General features: G+C 46.5%; 14 protein-coding genes and 6 tRNA genes. 7 read left to right on the top strand and 13 right to left on the bottom strand.

Annotated elements, in window-relative coordinates; genetic code table 11:
* Nucleotides 1–783: 783 nt before the first annotated feature.
* The 8 genes from hcp to Q0236_RS06620 form a co-directional block, all read right to left on the bottom strand.
* Nucleotides 784–2,112, bottom strand: coding sequence for a hydroxylamine reductase (gene hcp, locus Q0236_RS06655; protein ID WP_297916257.1), 1,329 nt, complete (start codon nt 2,110–2,112; stop codon nt 784–786).
* Between the two features lie 273 nt (nt 2,113–2,385).
* Nucleotides 2,386–2,460, bottom strand: a tRNA-Asn gene (locus Q0236_RS06650).
* A 14-nt stretch (nt 2,461–2,474) separates the two neighbouring features.
* Nucleotides 2,475–2,559, bottom strand: a tRNA-Leu gene (locus tag Q0236_RS06645).
* Between the two features lie 49 nt (nt 2,560–2,608).
* Nucleotides 2,609–2,685 (bottom strand) — tRNA-Arg (locus Q0236_RS06640).
* Between the two features lie 15 nt (nt 2,686–2,700).
* Nucleotides 2,701–2,777 (bottom strand) — tRNA-Arg (locus Q0236_RS06635).
* A gap of 6 nt (nt 2,778–2,783) precedes the next feature.
* Nucleotides 2,784–2,860: transfer RNA gene (locus tag Q0236_RS06630), tRNA-His, on the bottom strand.
* Nucleotides 2,861–2,865: 5 nt separating this feature from the next.
* Nucleotides 2,866–2,942: transfer RNA gene (locus tag Q0236_RS06625), tRNA-Pro, on the bottom strand.
* A gap of 74 nt (nt 2,943–3,016) precedes the next feature.
* A complete protein-coding gene (locus Q0236_RS06620) occupies nt 3,017–3,646 on the bottom strand; it encodes a non-canonical purine NTP pyrophosphatase (protein WP_297916255.1) in 630 nt (209 codons plus the stop codon).
* Nucleotides 3,647–3,751: 105 nt separating this feature from the next.
* Between Q0236_RS06620 and Q0236_RS06615 the strand changes: the two genes are divergently transcribed.
* Together Q0236_RS06615 and Q0236_RS06610 are read left to right on the top strand one after the other, a co-directional pair.
* Nucleotides 3,752–5,050 carry an MFS transporter gene (locus tag Q0236_RS06615; protein ID WP_297916253.1) on the top strand — a complete coding sequence of 433 codons (1,299 nt, stop codon included), beginning with the start codon at nt 3,752–3,754 and terminating at the stop codon, nt 5,048–5,050.
* Nucleotides 5,047–6,258, top strand: coding sequence for a molybdopterin molybdotransferase MoeA (locus Q0236_RS06610; protein ID WP_297916251.1), 1,212 nt, complete (start codon nt 5,047–5,049; stop codon nt 6,256–6,258). The genes Q0236_RS06615 and Q0236_RS06610 overlap by 4 nt, the downstream gene beginning before the upstream one ends.
* A 41-nt stretch (nt 6,259–6,299) precedes the next feature.
* Here Q0236_RS06610 and Q0236_RS06605 read toward each other — a convergent pair whose 3' ends face one another.
* Entirely contained in the window at nt 6,300–6,497 is a 198-nt protein-coding gene (locus Q0236_RS06605) for a hypothetical protein (RefSeq protein ID WP_297916249.1), read from the bottom strand.
* A 109-nt stretch (nt 6,498–6,606) separates the two neighbouring features.
* Here Q0236_RS06605 and Q0236_RS06600 point away from each other — a divergent pair, with 109 nt between their 5' ends.
* On the top strand, nt 6,607–7,119 hold the full coding sequence (locus Q0236_RS06600; RefSeq protein WP_297916248.1) for a DNA-deoxyinosine glycosylase: 513 nt from the start codon (nt 6,607–6,609) through the stop codon (nt 7,117–7,119).
* Nucleotides 7,120–7,283: 164 nt separating this feature from the next.
* Nucleotides 7,284–8,489: a toxin-antitoxin system YwqK family antitoxin gene (locus Q0236_RS06595; protein WP_297916246.1), complete on the top strand. Its 1,206-nt coding sequence runs from the start codon at nt 7,284–7,286 to the stop codon at nt 8,487–8,489.
* A gap of 1,177 nt (nt 8,490–9,666) precedes the next feature.
* On the opposite strand, the gene Q0236_RS06590 is transcribed toward Q0236_RS06595, so the two are convergent.
* Genes Q0236_RS06590 through Q0236_RS06575 form a run of 4 tightly spaced genes read right to left on the bottom strand, consistent with a single transcriptional unit; the run spans nt 9,667 to nt 13,312 of the window.
* Entirely contained in the window at nt 9,667–10,398 is a 732-nt protein-coding gene (locus tag Q0236_RS06590) for a superoxide dismutase (protein WP_297916245.1), read from the bottom strand.
* Nucleotides 10,398–10,571: a hypothetical protein gene (locus Q0236_RS06585; protein WP_005870938.1), complete on the bottom strand. Its 174-nt coding sequence runs from the start codon at nt 10,569–10,571 to the stop codon at nt 10,398–10,400. Before Q0236_RS06585 ends, Q0236_RS06590 begins: the two co-directional genes overlap by 1 nt.
* Nucleotides 10,564–12,678 carry a mechanosensitive ion channel family protein gene (locus Q0236_RS06580; protein WP_297916244.1) on the bottom strand — a complete coding sequence of 705 codons (2,115 nt, stop codon included), beginning with the start codon at nt 12,676–12,678 and terminating at the stop codon, nt 10,564–10,566. The genes Q0236_RS06585 and Q0236_RS06580 overlap by 8 nt, the downstream gene beginning before the upstream one ends.
* Nucleotides 12,644–13,312, bottom strand: a complete 669-nt coding sequence (locus Q0236_RS06575) for a carbonic anhydrase (RefSeq protein ID WP_297916243.1) — start codon at nt 13,310–13,312, stop codon at nt 12,644–12,646. Before Q0236_RS06575 ends, Q0236_RS06580 begins: the two co-directional genes overlap by 35 nt.
* Nucleotides 13,313–13,443: 131 nt before the next feature.
* On the opposite strand from Q0236_RS06575, the gene Q0236_RS06570 reads away from it, so the two are divergent.
* The 3 genes from Q0236_RS06570 to Q0236_RS06560 all read left to right on the top strand — a co-directional run.
* Nucleotides 13,444–14,139 carry a Bax inhibitor-1/YccA family protein gene (locus Q0236_RS06570; protein WP_297916241.1) on the top strand — a complete coding sequence of 232 codons (696 nt, stop codon included), beginning with the start codon at nt 13,444–13,446 and terminating at the stop codon, nt 14,137–14,139.
* Nucleotides 14,140–14,234: 95 nt separating this feature from the next.
* Nucleotides 14,235–14,756: a preprotein translocase subunit SecG gene (gene secG, locus Q0236_RS06565; RefSeq protein ID WP_297916239.1), complete on the top strand. Its 522-nt coding sequence runs from the start codon at nt 14,235–14,237 to the stop codon at nt 14,754–14,756.
* A gap of 101 nt (nt 14,757–14,857) precedes the next feature.
* Nucleotides 14,858–15,215, top strand: a 358-nt coding sequence (locus Q0236_RS06560) for a ribosome-recycling factor (RefSeq protein WP_297916237.1), incomplete at its 3' end; no start/stop codon positions are given.

The following is a 15,215-nucleotide window of genomic DNA, read 5'->3' as shown; positions in this document are numbered from 1 at the left end:
AATTATGTGTCGTGTGAGGCATGGAATTTTATAGGCGACGTGGAATTTTAGAATTTATGCATTGCACGGGCTTATAATTTTATCTCCTGCATAAAATTTTAAAATTTGCACCGACGTAAAGATGCGAAATTTATCACTAGCGCTGAATTCTAAACGCAAGGCTACAACGAATTTATTTGCTTGCGAGTTTGAGCTGCATTTTGAAATTTTGCACAAAATCTGCTTAAAATTTTATTCCTGCGAGTCGTGCGCCATGCGCTTATAAAATAATTTCAAAATTTATGAGCAATTTAGATTAAAATCCGTATTTAAATCCTATATTTATTTAAAATTTTAGCGATTATTAGAGAGGATGCTTGAAGAATTAAATAAAGATGGATATAAAATTAACGGCACTAAATTGCAATATCTGATAGCGAAAAATGAGATGATACGGAAAATTTTATGAGATACCAAGCATCAAGACGGCTACACTATAGCGGTTACTATAAGCGGCAGCGATACGGATAAGATAAATACTTACACAGAAAAAGAAGGATTGTAATAGCAAAGACGATTGGAATTTGAATGTGTAAAAAAAGCACTTAATTAAATTTTTCTAAGCATTTGGCGAGATTATATTAAAACAAGAAGGAATGTATACTCGTGAAATTTAAATATGAGCGTCGGGCGCAAAATAGCCGCGGAGTGGATCGGCTAGCTCCGCTAAAAGCGCTATATAAAGGGTAAATTAAAACGGAGCTTTACCGAATTAAATTTACCCGATTTGCCTCTCTATGAAATTTATTCGCCCAGGAAGTATTTCAGATCCGCCTGCGCATCGCCGCTGATTAGGCGAAGGCCGAAATTTTGCACCAAGAAGCCCAAAATTTCGTCGTTGAAAAACTCAGGCACCGTAGGGCCTACGTTGATATTCTTAACGCCCAGACTAAGCAGCGCAAGCAGGATGATGACCGCCTTTTGCTCCATCCACATCAGCACGATCGAGACCGGCAGGTCGTTTACCGCGATGCCCGTAGCCTCGCTAAGCGCTAGGGCGATCTTGACCGCACCGTTGCTGTCGTTGCACTGGCCTAGATCGATGTAGCGCGGAAGCTCGGTGCCGGGCACGGTTCCGAAATCCACGTCGTTGAAGCGGAATTTGCCGCAGCTGGAGGTCAAAATCACGCAGTCCTTCGGCAGGCTAAGCGCTAGCTCGCGGTAATACTCGCGTCCCTTGCCCGGCGCGTCGCAGCCTGCGATGACGAAAAAGCGGCGGATTTTGCCCGATTTGATCGCGTCTAAAATTTGTGGCGCGAGGCTCAAAATCGTCTTGTAATGCCCGCCCGTCACCAAGCTCTCGTCGCTGTCCATGCTCACGTCGCCGCACGCAAGCGCGCACTCGATGAGCGGCGTAAAATCGTCGTTTTGGATATGTTTGATCCCGTCGGTGCCCGCGATAGAGTAGCCAAACAGCCTGTCTGCGTAGCTACAGGACGAGCGAAGCGGCACGATGCAGTTGGTGGTCATCAAAATCGCGCCCTTAAATTCGTTAAAAAGCTTGGTCTGATCGAACCACGCCTTGCCGACGTTGCCCTTTAGATGCGGATACTTGCGAAGCTGCGGATAGCCGTGCGCGGGAAGCATCTCGGAGTGGGTGTAGATATTGATGCCCTTGCCCTCGGTCGCTTTTAGTAGCGCCTCAAGCGCGTGCAGGTTGTGTCCGCTAACCAAAATCGCCTTGCCCTCGACCTTGTTTTGGCTTACTTTAACCGGGGTCGGTACGCCGAATTTTGCGGTATGCGCCTCGCTTAAGATATCCATCATCGCCACGCCCGCGCTTCCGACGGCCATCAGCTGCGCGATATGCTCGTCAAAGTTAAAATTTGAGTTCGTCAGCGTGAAATACAGCGTGTCCGCCATAACGGTATCGACCGCGCTAGTATCGGCGCCGAGCTCGTGCGCGTGGTGGCGGTAGGCGCTAAGACCCTTAAGTCCGAAAACCATAGTGTCTTGAAGTAACGCCAGCGTCGAGGTTTTGCCGCAGGTGCCTTTGCTTTGGCCCTTTGCGCCGCAGCCCTCGGGTACGCTCATTTGGCACTGATGACAGAACATCTCTAGATTGTCGCTCATAGAAATCCTTTGTAAAAAAATTTAGTTGGTAATTTTAAGATTTTATTTAGGCAAAAAAATTGATTATAATCAATAAATGGCTAAATTTTATCAAATTTATTTACAAAATGAGAATTTTAAATTTTATAAAAGGTATTCTAGATTGCTTAGAAAGTATAACGAGAAATTAGAATATTAAAAAATTTCTGGAACAAATTTTTATAAAACTAAGAAAACTTAAAGCTCTTTAAGCATCGATAAAATCAGGGGTCTAAAGGAATTTTTGAGTATATATGGCTCCGGATGCTGGATTCGAACCAGCGACCAAGCGGTTAACAGCCGCCTACTCTACCGCTGAGCTAATCCGGAACGCGTAGAATGGATGGTGCGGATGAAAGGACTTGAACCTTCATGCCGTGAGGCGCCAGATCCTAAGTCTGGTGTGTCTGCCAATTTCACCACATCCGCAAAAAAGAAAGCGCATATTATCTAAATAGCTCTTAATATGAGCTTAATATGGTACGCCCAAGAGGATTCGAACCTCTGACCTACGGCTTAGAAGGCCGTTGCTCTATCCTACTGAGCTATGAGCGCAAATTATCGAATCAGTGGTACGCTCGAAAGGAGTCGAACCTTCAACCTACAGATCCGAAGTCTGTTGCTCTATCCAATTGAGCTACGAGCGCATAAAGTGGGGTGAGTTGTGGGAATCGAACCCACGACCCTCAGGACCACAATCTGATGCTCTAACCTACTGAGCTAAACTCACCACAATGGTCGGAGCGAAAGGATTCGAACCTTCGACCCTCTGGTCCCAAACCAGATGCGCTACCAGCCTGCGCTACGCTCCGAAGATTTTCGTGGATTGAATGAAAAGCGTATTATATATATTTTTTCTTAAATTCCGCTTTTTACGGCTCTAAATTTAATGAAATTTAGCAAGTCTCATCTGTTTTTCTAAATTTTTCAATAAAATTCGCATCAGCGCCAGTCCCTTCGTGCGGTGCGAAATTTCAAATTTCACCTCAGCGGGCAGCTCCCCGATCGTGCGGTCAAATCCGCGCGGAATAAACATAAAATCGTATCCGAATCCGTTTTGCCCGCGCTGCTGCGTTATCGCCGTGCCGTGCATAAAGCCGTGCGTGCAAAACTCACCCAGATCGCATTTTAGCGCTATCGCCGCCGTGTAATGCGCGGATGAGGAGTCTAAATTTAAAGCTTCTAGCTCGCTTGCTAATTTATCGCGATTGCTCGCATCCGTTGCATCTGAGCCGCTAAAGCGCGCCGAAAATATCCCCGGGGCCCCGCCCAGTGCGTCCACGCAGATACCGCTATCGTCGCTTAATACAAAAAATTCGCTCTGTAAATTTTTACTTTTTAGCGCCTCATGCACTGCGCGAACTTTAATAAGCGCGTTTTGTTTGAAGCTCGTGCCGCACTCGTCGATCTCAAAAGGATCCAGCACCTCGCCAAGCGCACACACGTCGTATTCTGTGAAAAATTCTTTTATCTCTTTTGCTTTATTTTTATTACTCGTCGCAAGTAAAATTTTCATCCTCGCTCCTTAAATTTAAGCCGCCATTTTACCCAAAATCAAAGAATTCGTTACGATTTTTGGCTATAATCGGCACAAATTTCATATTATTTGAGGTTTAAGATTATGCTAAAAAGCGTCCTTCCGCTTAGTTTTATCATCGCTACGAGGTTTTTTGGATTATTTATTTTGCTGCCCGTGCTTAGCCTGTATGCATTGAGCTTGCACGGCGCAAACGAAAGCCTAGTGGGGCTACTTTTTGGAATTTATGCGATTATGCAAGTGATTTTGCAAACGCCATTTGGAGTGTTAAGCGATAAGATCGGACGTAAAAAAACTCTTGCGATAGGACTGGCGCTTTTTATCGTGGGCGCTTGCGTTTGCGCGGCGAGCGAGAGCATTTATACGATGATTTTTGGGCGTTTTTTGCAAGGCTGCGGTGCTGTAGGAGCCGTAGCTACCGCACTAATTAGCGATTTTACGCGGGAGGAAGAGCGCGGCAAGGCGATGGCGGTAATGGGCGCGATGATAGGCGTGAGCTTTGGTGTCGCAATGATTTTAAGTCCGTTTTTAAGCGCCAAATTTGGGCTTGCCAGCCTATTTCATCTAAGTTCGGCGCTTACGCTTTTATGTTTGGTACTGCTTTTTTTCGTAGTACCTACCGAACCGCATATCCGCTCCCTGCGCCAAAAGGTCCCGCTCGGCTCACTTTTGAGTGACAAAAATTTAATGCTTATGAATTTAACGAATTTTTTTCAAAAAGCTTTCATGACGGCAGCGTTTTTTCTAATTCCAATTTTGCTCGTGCAAAAATTCGGACTTTCCAAAAGTGATTTGACCAAAATTTATGCTCTAGGCGCCATTTTCGGCTTTACCGCGATGGGCGCGAGCGGTGCTTTAGGCGAAAAGCGCGCGCTAGCTAAGCAAATTCTACTTATCGGCATTTGCTTTTTCATCGCTTCGTATTTGATTTTTGCGTTTGCTAGCGGGGCGAGCGCTTTCGTGGTGGGTGTGATGCTCTTTTTCGTGGGATTTAACGCGCATGAGCCCATTATGCAAAGCCTTGCGTCCAAATTTGCCAAAGTCGCTCAAAAAGGCGCTGCGCTTGGGATTTTTAATTCGTTCGGATTTTTTGGCAGTTTTTTGGGCGGGCTATGCGGCGGCGCACTTTTTGGCAAAATTGGCATCGAAGCGCTAGGCATTGGCGTCGCGGTTTTGGGCGTAATCTGGCTTGTGCTACTTTCTAGGCTGAGCGATCCAAAACTTTTTAAGAATTTATACTTTCCTAAAGGCGGCGATTTTTCCGCACTACAGGGCGTCAAGGGCATTATTGAAATTTACGAGACCGATGGCGAACTCGTTGTGAAATTTAACTCGAAACTGATAAATGAAGATCAAATTTATAAAATCGTAGGAGGCAAATGATGGAATTTGAAAAATTTGAAAGCGCGATGGAGCGCTTCGCAAACACGGTGCAAAAGTCCTCGCGCATCGAAAAAGTCGCGATCACGCAGGCGCTGGGGCGTATTTTGGCAGGCGATGTCGCGGCGCCCTTTAGCACTCCGCGCCGCCCGACCGCCGCAATGGACGGCTACGCGCTAAAGGGCGCGGATCTAAGCGAGGGGGCTAAATTTAAGATCGTCGGCACGACGCCTGCAGGCAAGATGCCTGGCGCCGAGGCAAAGGCGGGCGAGTGCGTCAAAACCTTCACCGGCGGGCTCATGTGCGAGGGTAGCGACACGCTTCTGCCGATCGAAAACGTGCAGGTACAAGCAGGCGGTATTATCGTCACAAAGCCCGTTTCCGCAGGCTTTGCCGTGCGCGCGGCGGGCGAGAGCTACCGCGAGGGCGAGCTTTTGCTTAGAAGTGGCACGAAGCTCGGCTTTTCGCAGATCGCGCTGCTAGCGGAGCTGGGGCTATTTCACATAAGCGTATTCGTCCGCCCAAAAGTAGCGATTCTAGCCACCGGCAGCGAGATCAAGGATCTCGGCGAGAGGCTCGAAAACGACGCTCAAATTTACAGCTCCAACCACATCGCGCTTGCAAATTTAGTAACGCAGCTAGGCTGCGAAGCGATGATAATGCCGATCGCGCGCGACGACGAAAAAGAGCTGGAGAGCGCGATCTTATCGGCTTTACAGAGCGCCGACATACTTCTAACTAGCGGCGGAGTGAGCGTCGGAGACTACGACTTCGTGCAAAGCACGCTACAATCAAAATTTGAGCTAATCGTAAAAGGTGCGGCGATCAAGCCGGGCCGCCACGTGCGCGTAGCCAAAACGGGCGAAAAATATATCTTCGCGTTCCCGGGCTTCCCGCTCTCGGCGCTTATTACGTGCATTTTGTTTCTGCGCGTATTTTTGCAAAAATCCTTCGGCGTGCGCGAAAACACGGAATTTAGCGCGATCTTAGATCACGACTACGTAAAAAAGACGCCGTGGCTTGAGTTTATGCCCGCCGTCTTGCAAAACAGAGAGGGGCGGCTTTTTGTTAGCCTGCAAAGCAAAAAGCAAGGCTCCAGCGCGATTTTGAACAATTTAGACGACGATAGCATCCTGCTAGTCGCGCCGCTAGAGGTCAAAGAGCTCAAAAAAGGCGAGCTAGTGCGCGTAATCTCGGTACCTAAAATTTAGCGTGCAGCGGTTCGGAGGCAGTTGCGGCGGTAGATAGAATTTTAACTGCCGCAAAGGTTAAAATTTTGCCGCTGCGAAGCGCTAAATTTAGTCGCAAAAACTCTGATTTGGGATTTGCAAAAGCTGAAATTTAGATCCAAATCGCTCGCCGTGGCAGGTTCAGTAGAATTTTTACCGCGCACCGTATCAGAGCAAACAGGCGCGCCGAAATCTTTGTTGCCGCGCAATTTAAGCTTCAAGCTACTTCGCGGGCGAAATTGCGAAATTTACGAGAGATAAAGCGAAAATGAAAGATAAATTTTATAGCGCTCCGGCAAGCGTTTTTGATGAATACAAAGCAAGCGCAAAATGAGCCAAACCCACCCTTTTAAGCCGATTTTCGATGAGAATTCTAAAATTTTAATCCTCGGCTCCTTTCCCTCCGTCATTTCTCGCAAGCTGGGCTTTTACTACGCAAATCCGCAAAATCGCTTCTGGCAGGTGCTGGCGCAAATTTTAAACGCGCCGCCGCCTGCGAGCACGGATGAAAAGATAAAATTCCTGCTCGCCCGCGGCATCGCCATCTACGACGCGGCGATCTGCTGCGAGATAAAGGGCTCGAGCGACGCCAAAATGACCGCCGTCGAGCCTGCAAATTTAGAGCCGATCTTTAGCGGCGCGCACATCGCGCAAGTTTACGCAAACGGCGGCAAGGCGCACGAAATCTGCGAAAAATACCTAAAAACTCAAATTTTAAACACAACGGGCAAAGAACCCGTCAAGCTACCCTCGACTAGCCCTGCGAATGCAAATTTTAGTTTTGAGAGGCTCGTGCGCGAGTGGACGATCGTCGCGGATGTGTTAAAGCGCGCCGAAATTTAGCGCTTAGCTCCGTTAAACAGCACGAGAAAAGCTTACGGGTACGGCTTGCGCACCGCCAGCGCCGAAAATCAAACCATCAGCCTAAACTCCGTGAGGATTTATCTAAAATTTAGCTTCAAATTTTAAAATTCTTCAAATTTAACTGAGCCACAAGGAAGCAAAATATGAAAACCCGCAAAGCCGCGCAAAATTCGCTCAATTTGGGCTTAAATTTAATGCGAAATTTCATTTTTTCAAGCGCATTAAAGCTCCTACTTCCGTTTTTGGCGCTAGGCGCGCAAGCTCTGGAGCCAAAAATCGTAATGCAACCCGAGCCGGTTCTAAAAAACGGTCTGTATTTTGTAGCGGATAAGCCCTACAGCGGGACGCTCAAGGTGCTGCATTACAGCGCCGAGGATCTCTACGACGTAAATTTTATGGGCGTCGTCTACCCTAGAGCAAAGCCGCTACCGCCGACACTTATAAGAGAGATCGACGTAAAGGACGGCACTGCGGTGCTTCAGCGCGATTACTTTAACGGCAGAGATAAGCCCTCAAACGAATATCCGCTAAAAAACGGCCTGTACGACGGCGTCGCGAAGAGCTACTACGCGGACGGCGGCGAGCTGAGATCACAGAGCGAATACAAAGCCGGTAAGCGCGAGGGTTTTTACAAGCTGTATTATCAGGGAAGCGGCAAGCTAAAGCAGCAGGGCGCGTATAAAAATGATAGACGCGTGGGCGTTTTCACCGACTACTACGAAAGCGGCGAAGTAAGCGCGCGCCATCCGTATAAGAGCGGGCTGCGAAACGGTAAGGACGTGGATTATTACAAAAGCGGCAAAGTGCGCGGCGTGCGAACATACAAAGCGGGCAAGCGCCAAGGTATGGAAAAATGGTACTACGAAAGCGGCGCGCTAAAGCAGACGGGCGCATACAAGGATGACCGCAAACAGGGCGTTTGGAAGTTATTTTATGAGGACGGCAAGACGCGCGTAGTCGAAAATTTCAAAGACGGCGAGCGCGACGGCGCCGTGCGCGAATACTACGCAAGCGGTGCGCTGCAGGGCGAATACGAGTTTGAGCGCGGCAGGCAAACGGGCACGAGTAAGCAATACTACGCAAGCGGTGCGCTTGCGGCGAAGGTAATGTTCAGAGATGGGCGCAAACACGGGCTATACGAAACATACCACGAAAACGGCGCGCTCAAGGCTAGAGTGACGTTCAAGGATGGGCTCGAGACGGGCACGGCGAAGCACTACTACGCAGACGGCAAGCTCGAAGCCGAGGGCGAGTTTGAGCGCGGCAGGCTCGTGCGCGCCAAAAAATACGACGAAGCGGGCAATCTAATCAGCGATAAATCCGATAAAAACGGGCTGGTAAGAGAGTAAAGCGGGCTAAATTTTAAAATTTTAAGCGGGTTTGGAATTTTAAAAAGGTTCAAAATTTTGAGTAGCGCGGCTTTGCGTTTTAACGAGCGTAGCTTCGCATTTTCAGTACTCACGGCTTCGTACTTAAAGCGAGCTCGACTTACATTTTGAAGCGCGGCTTCACGTCTCGGACAAATTTTGGGCTCCACGCTTTAAACGGACGAGCGAGGCTTTGCACTTCGAGCGAGCATGGCTTTATTTTTGAAGCGCGGTTTAAAATTTTAAGCGAGCGAGCCTTGCGCATTTGTTTTTCAGCCGCATATACCGCGCCATCAAGTGCCGTCTTTAAATGATGCGGCTTTGTATTTGTGAAGCGACGTGCTGCGTTTAAACTAGTAAAATTCTACGCCGAGCAGTTTTATACGGCTTGCGAATACGGCTCGATGCTTTAAACGGACGAGGCTTCGTGCTGCAGTGCGGCTAGCTTGTATGATTTGACTTGATGTGGCTTAAAATCTGCGCTGTATTTTGGCGCACGTAGCGCGCAGGTATTACTCGACGCGGCATAACTTGGCTTTTCGACATAGCGAGTTTTTCTCAGCGCAGCGCAAATTTTTAAGATTTAAAGCGAAATTTCAAGCCGAAATGGCACTGAAATTTCAACCGCCGAAAGAGTAAAATTTGGCGATCAAATTGAGTTAAATTTAGCCCACAGTTCGCAAGTCGTGCTATTCAGGCCCAAATTCAAATTCACCGCAACCTTGTCTTTGGCGCGGCAAATTTTATCTGGCTGATATTTTAAAATTTGCCGACCGCTTTACTAAACAAAATTTTACGAATAGGGCATGGGTGAACAAAGTAGGGAGGCAGAGAGCGCCTCTCTATATAATTACGGAAGCAAAGAATGCGCTGCTTATTTCGGTATGAAAATTTCATGGGCTTATTGCAACTTTAAAATTTTGCAAGATGCTCGCTCGTAGCGTTAAATTTCAATACGCAGGTACCAAATGGGCTAAAAATAAATTTAGCATGTGGCGAGATAATGAGCTAGAAGCATTCACAGCAACCCTGGAGCTACGCGGCACAGTATTCTCAAGGTAAAATAACGGCGTCAAAAGGCGAAAAATGTTTATAAATTTAGCGCGCGGCGGTCATAGAGAGCCGAAAATCCGCGGTGCTCGAGGCTGCGTAGCGCAAGCTACCCGCAGCAGCCGCAATCGCAGCGCGAAGATGCGGCGGGGTGAAGCTCGCTGATGTAGAGCTTTACGGAGTCAAGTCCTTGCTTTTTCGCCTGGAAGTAGGCGTCGCTTGCAAAGCCGAAATCCGCAAAGCGCAAGAAATTCTCTACGTAGGACCTGCGTACATTTTGATGATCGGCATAATAGGCGTGCTCCCAAAGATCGCAGGCAAGCAGTGGAATTTTGCCGCGTGCGATCGGCGTGTCTGCATTTTGCGTCGTGATGATTTCTAAATTTGCGCCGCGCTCGTCGCATACGAGCCAGCACCAGCCGCTACCGAAAAGCCCCATCGCGCGCTTTAAAAACTCGCTTTTAAAATTTTCCATCCCGCCGAAAGCCTGCGCTAAAGCGTCCGCTAGCTCACCGCTAGGCTCGCTTGGTTGCGCGATACAGTCGAAGTAAAAATCGTGGTTGTAAATTTCAGAGGCGTTGTTAAAAATACGGCTAAAACCTAGGCAAATTTTATAAAGCTTTGAAATTTGCGAAAAATTGCACTCCTCGTCGCGCGCCTCTTTGAACGACTGCGTGATGATCGTAAAAAGATCCGCGTTTTGTATCGGCGTGTCCGCTATATCTTGATTTAGGGCGGAGACGTAGTCCTCGCAAAGCCCGCCGTGATGAAATTTCAAACTCTGCAAGCTCGCGATTTTATTCGTGCGCGGATCAAAAGGCAGCGCCCTGGATCTAAACACTAATAATCCTCGCTGTCCAAATCGCTATAATCGTTGAAACCATCGTCGTCTTCGTAGCTGTAATCGTCCTCGTCGTAGTTGTAGTTGTAACTCTCGTCGCCTCCGATTAAATCATCGTCCTCGTATTCGTCCTCATCGAACTCTTCGTCTTCGAAGTCATCGAAATCAGCCATTTTGCTCTCCTTTGTCGTTGGAATTTACTTTTGATTTTACGCATTCGCTTGCTATTTCCGGGATATTTTCGATATAAACGCTCTGCGATGGGAAGGCAAACGATAGTCCGTTTTGCTCCACGATCTCCATTATTTTAAATAAAACATCCTCTTTAGTTTGGATGAAATTTGCCCATATTACGGTTTTTGTGAAGCAGTAAACTAAAATATTAATAGACGAATCGCCAAAGCTATCTAACGCCACGAACATAGTGCTTTTATAGCCCGCTAAATCGTCGATAGAGACCATATTTTGTCTATAGCGCATACGAAAATCTTTAGAATTTAATGCCGTATCGGCAGACTGAGCGATGCCTGGGTGAGATTTTAGCATCTCTTTGATGTCGTTTACGCACTTTCGCAGTTGAGCCGTGCTCGCACCATATTCGACGCCCACGGTAAGCTTTAAATTCCGTCCTACCTTCCTGCGGCTCCAGTTTTTGATATTTTGCGCCATTATGTTGGAATTCGGCACAAAAACAAGAGCGTTATCAAAGGTCCTGATCGTCGTCTTTCTAAAGCCCGTTTCTACGACGTTTCCTTCTATGTCGCCTAATACAACCCAGTCTCCTTGCGAGAATGAATTATCAAATAATAGCATCACGGATGAGAAGAAATTAGCGATGATGTCCTTAGTCGCAAATGCGATCGCAAGTCCGCCGATTCCAAGCGATGCCATAAGCGCCGAGATGTCAAAGCCCAGACGCTTTAGCACCAAAAGTGCGGCGATGATGATTACGATGACGTATAGAATTTTAACGACTAGATTTATGATATCTTTTCTGATGCCTTTTTTCGTGATGTTTCCAAGCACAATAATGCCGTAACCATCGATGATCTCGATGATGAGCCATGCCCAAAGCACCACATAAACGATCGAGAATAAATTTGCAAATTTTATCGGCACGGGCGCCGGATAATAAAATATACTAAGACAGATATCGACCGAATAAGCGATCAGCAAAATACCCATCGGACGCTTGATAATGCCCACTACTTGCGTTTTTAGAGTTTCGCTATCCAGCGAAAAGCTTTTATTAAAGAATTTAAATACGAAATAGATGATGTTGGCAAGCAGCCTGCGAAGCGAGTAGAAAAATAGCGTAATCAGCGTGATTAGAATGAGCTTGCCGAAATTTACGTGGCTGAGCTTAAACGGAATTTTATCGTTGATATAATCTATCACCGATTTAAAATTTAAGCTCGTAAAAACCACGCTGCTTGCGAGTAGATCGCTATTTCGCGATAGATACGTAAGCACCTCGTCGTAGGTCTGCTTGTCGTTTTTCAAATCGTTGATTTTAGATTCTAGGGCGTCTATCTGCTCTTGATTGCTTAGATTATTTTTCAAATCATTAAGTTTGCTAAAATCCCTAGTTTGGATATTTAGTAGCGTGCTACTCAGCTCGCTTTCAAGTGCGCTTCTGCTTGCGCCGTTTACAAACATATCCTCAATTTTCATAAGTGAGGTATAAAAGATCTCTGCCATTTCCATCTTTTCTAAATCCGCGCTTGCATTTACGTATTCGGGAGAGCTCTGCTTTTTAGCGTATTTTTTGAGCGTAGTTTGGATGTTCTTTTTATTTTGCGCATACGACATTATGCTTTCGATATCCATATCCTGCTGCGTAATCGCGAAAGGTAAGCGATCAAAGAGCTTAGCTTTATTGCGATCGATGGCGTCCAGTTCGTTTTTGCTCGCGTTGGCATCGCCGCCGTTAAGCAGGGAGCTGCGCTGCAAATTTAGCTTTTTAATCTCTTTGATTACAGAGATAAGCGTCTCGCCGTTAGGAGCTTTTTTCTGCGAAGTCTCCGTTTTAGCGACCTTTTCTGCGATCATATTTATTACTTCAGTTTTATTGCCATCCTCTGCACCAAGGGATTTGGATAAAATTTTAGCGACCTCTTTTTTGATCTCGGTTTTGTTGTTTTCTAAAGTAAGATTTGCCTCTGGAGTAGAAGAATTCGTCTCTACAAAGCTTCCCTCGCCGGTCGTGTTGAGATCTGCAAATGCTAAAGTGGTGCTAAAAAGACTAATCGTTAAAAAGCTGATTATAGATTTTTTCATAATCCATTCCCTTATTTAATAGCGTAAAATGCGCGCCTTCGTCGTCGTAGTTGAATAGCTCGCCCGTTTCGATGACGTAGTGCCAGCCGTAAATTTTAATCTCGCCGTTTTTATAGGCGTCTTTGATGCCAGGAAAGCTAAGTAAATTTTGCATGGAATTTATAATATTTAGCCGCTCGGTGATCCACTCACGCTTGTCGGTGCCGAGATCTTTTAGCTTTTCGACCTCGTCTTTTACGGGCTGCATTAAATTTAGCCAGCGCCTTACGTTTGGAATTTTTTCGAGCTTTTTAGCATCGTAAAACAGCGCTGCGCAACCGCCGCAGTTGCTGTGTCCGCAAACGATGATATTTTTGATATTTAGCGAATATAGCGCGTATTCAATCGCTGAGGTAGTTGCTAAAAATTCCTCGCTAATGCGGTATGGAGGAACGACGTTTGCAATATTTCGCACGACGAAAAGCTCTCCTGGAAGCGTTGAGGTAATTAAGCTTGGCACCACGCGCGAGTCAGAGCAGCCGATAAAAAGCGTGTGGGGCTTTTGATGATTTGCCAGACTTCCGAAAAGCTCGGCGTGCTCGGCGAAATTTTCTTCCATAAATTTAATAGCTCCATTTATTAACTGGCTGGGCATACTTTCTCCTTAAAAAAGTCGGGAATTATATATTACTTTCATAAATAGATAGAATTCTGGGAATTTTTAATTATATATTTACCAAATTTTCGCTAAACTCCCCGCTCATAAATCAAAAGAAGGAGAAAGATATGAGTCTATACGACAGACGAAATTACGCGGACGGCTACGAGCTATCGGACGCGTCACTGGAACAAGGACGAATCTCTCAGACCATTAAACAAACCTACGCGCTTCTAACCGCTTCGATGATAGCTGCGGCGGCAGGGGCTTTTGTGGCGATGAGTTTCGGCGTGAGCTTGGCTCTTCATCCGATTTTATATCTGGTAGTTTTAATGGGGCTGATCTTCGGTATGCAAGCAGCCGTAAATCGCGGCGCCAACACGATCGCGCTGGTTTTGCTTTTTGCATTTACCTTTATTACCGGTCTTACTCTAGGTAAATTGATCGCTATTTATATCGCAGCGGGTGCCGGAGACGTGGTAACGCATGCGTTTGTGGCTACAGCGATTACTTTCGGTGCTCTTACCGTTTATGCGATGAATACAAAGACAAATTTCGACTCTTGGGGAAAGCCGCTATTGGTATCGCTTGTGGCTATTATCGTGCTAAGCCTTTTGAACTACTTCTTTTTCAAAAGCACCGTGCTTGATATAGCGATTTCAGCTTTTTCGGCTTTAATCTTTTCGATGTATATCATCTATGATACTAAAAATATCATAAACGGCACCTATGCTTCACCTATAATGGCCGCCGTGAGTATGTATCTAAACATCTACAACCTCTTCCTTGCGCTACTAAGAATTTTCGGCGCAAGCAGAGACTAAATTCTATGCACCGCTTCGTGCGGTGCACTCTTAACTTAAAATTTATAAATCTTTTATTATAATCGCGAATTCAATTTTTTCAAAAGGTTTTTATAGTGACTACGTTATTTTTGGTTTTACAAGTCGTCTTCGCCGTGATAATTACGATCTCCGTCCTGCTGCAAAAGAGCTCTTCTATCGGGCTTGGCGCATACAGCGGAAGCAACGAAAGCTTATTCGGAGCGAAGGGCCCGGCGGGATTTTTAGCTAAATTTACCGCCGCGATGGGAATTTTATTCGTGATAAATACACTTGTGCTTGCGTATTTCTATCAGCAAGACGCCAAGACCTCCGTCGTAGATCGCGTAAAGATCGAAGCAAATGCTACTAAATCCGTGCCAAACGCCGTTCCGGGCGTGCCGTCCATCCCGGCTCCCGGCGCAAAGCCCAATTTCACTCCGGCAAGCACCGAAGCAAATCCCGTAAATAGCAGCGAGGCAAATTCAACAGCTCCGAAGATCGAAGCGCCCGCAGCTCCTGCGACCGATACTGCCGTATCTGCCGAATCGCAAGCATCAAGCGCCGCAAGCGATATCAATGCGAGCGCCGCTTCCGCAGATCAAAACACAACCAAATAAACTCTAAATTTTAAAATTTAAAAGCGCAAAATCCGCGCTTTTAAATGCTATTCTTATTTTTTTAACGCTATAATTTCGCAAATTTTATTTAAAGGATTTGAATGCTAGAAGCTATCTACAAAGAGCAAAGAGCAAACGGCGATCGAGCTATCGAGGCTTTGAAAAAGGACTTTACGACGCTACGTACCGGCAAGGTGAGCGTGGCGATCCTGGATCATATTTTCGTGGATTATTACGGCTCGCAAACTCCGCTAAATCAGGTCGCAACCGTCCTTTCGACCGATGCGGTTACGATCTCGATCACGCCGTGGGAAAAGCCGATGCTAAAGGCGATCGAAAGCGCGATCGCAGCGGCAAATATCGGCGTAAACCCTACTAATGACGGCGAGAGCGTGAAGCTATTTTTCCCGCCGATGACGCTCGATCAGCGCCAAGAAAACGCCAAAAAGGCCAAAGCGA

It is taken from the genome of uncultured Campylobacter sp., assembly GCF_938031315.1.
Classification (GTDB): Bacteria; Campylobacterota; Campylobacteria; order Campylobacterales; family Campylobacteraceae; genus Campylobacter_B.
The sequence above is the reverse complement of the archived record's forward strand: the minus strand, read 5'-3'. Positions and strand labels throughout refer to the sequence as shown.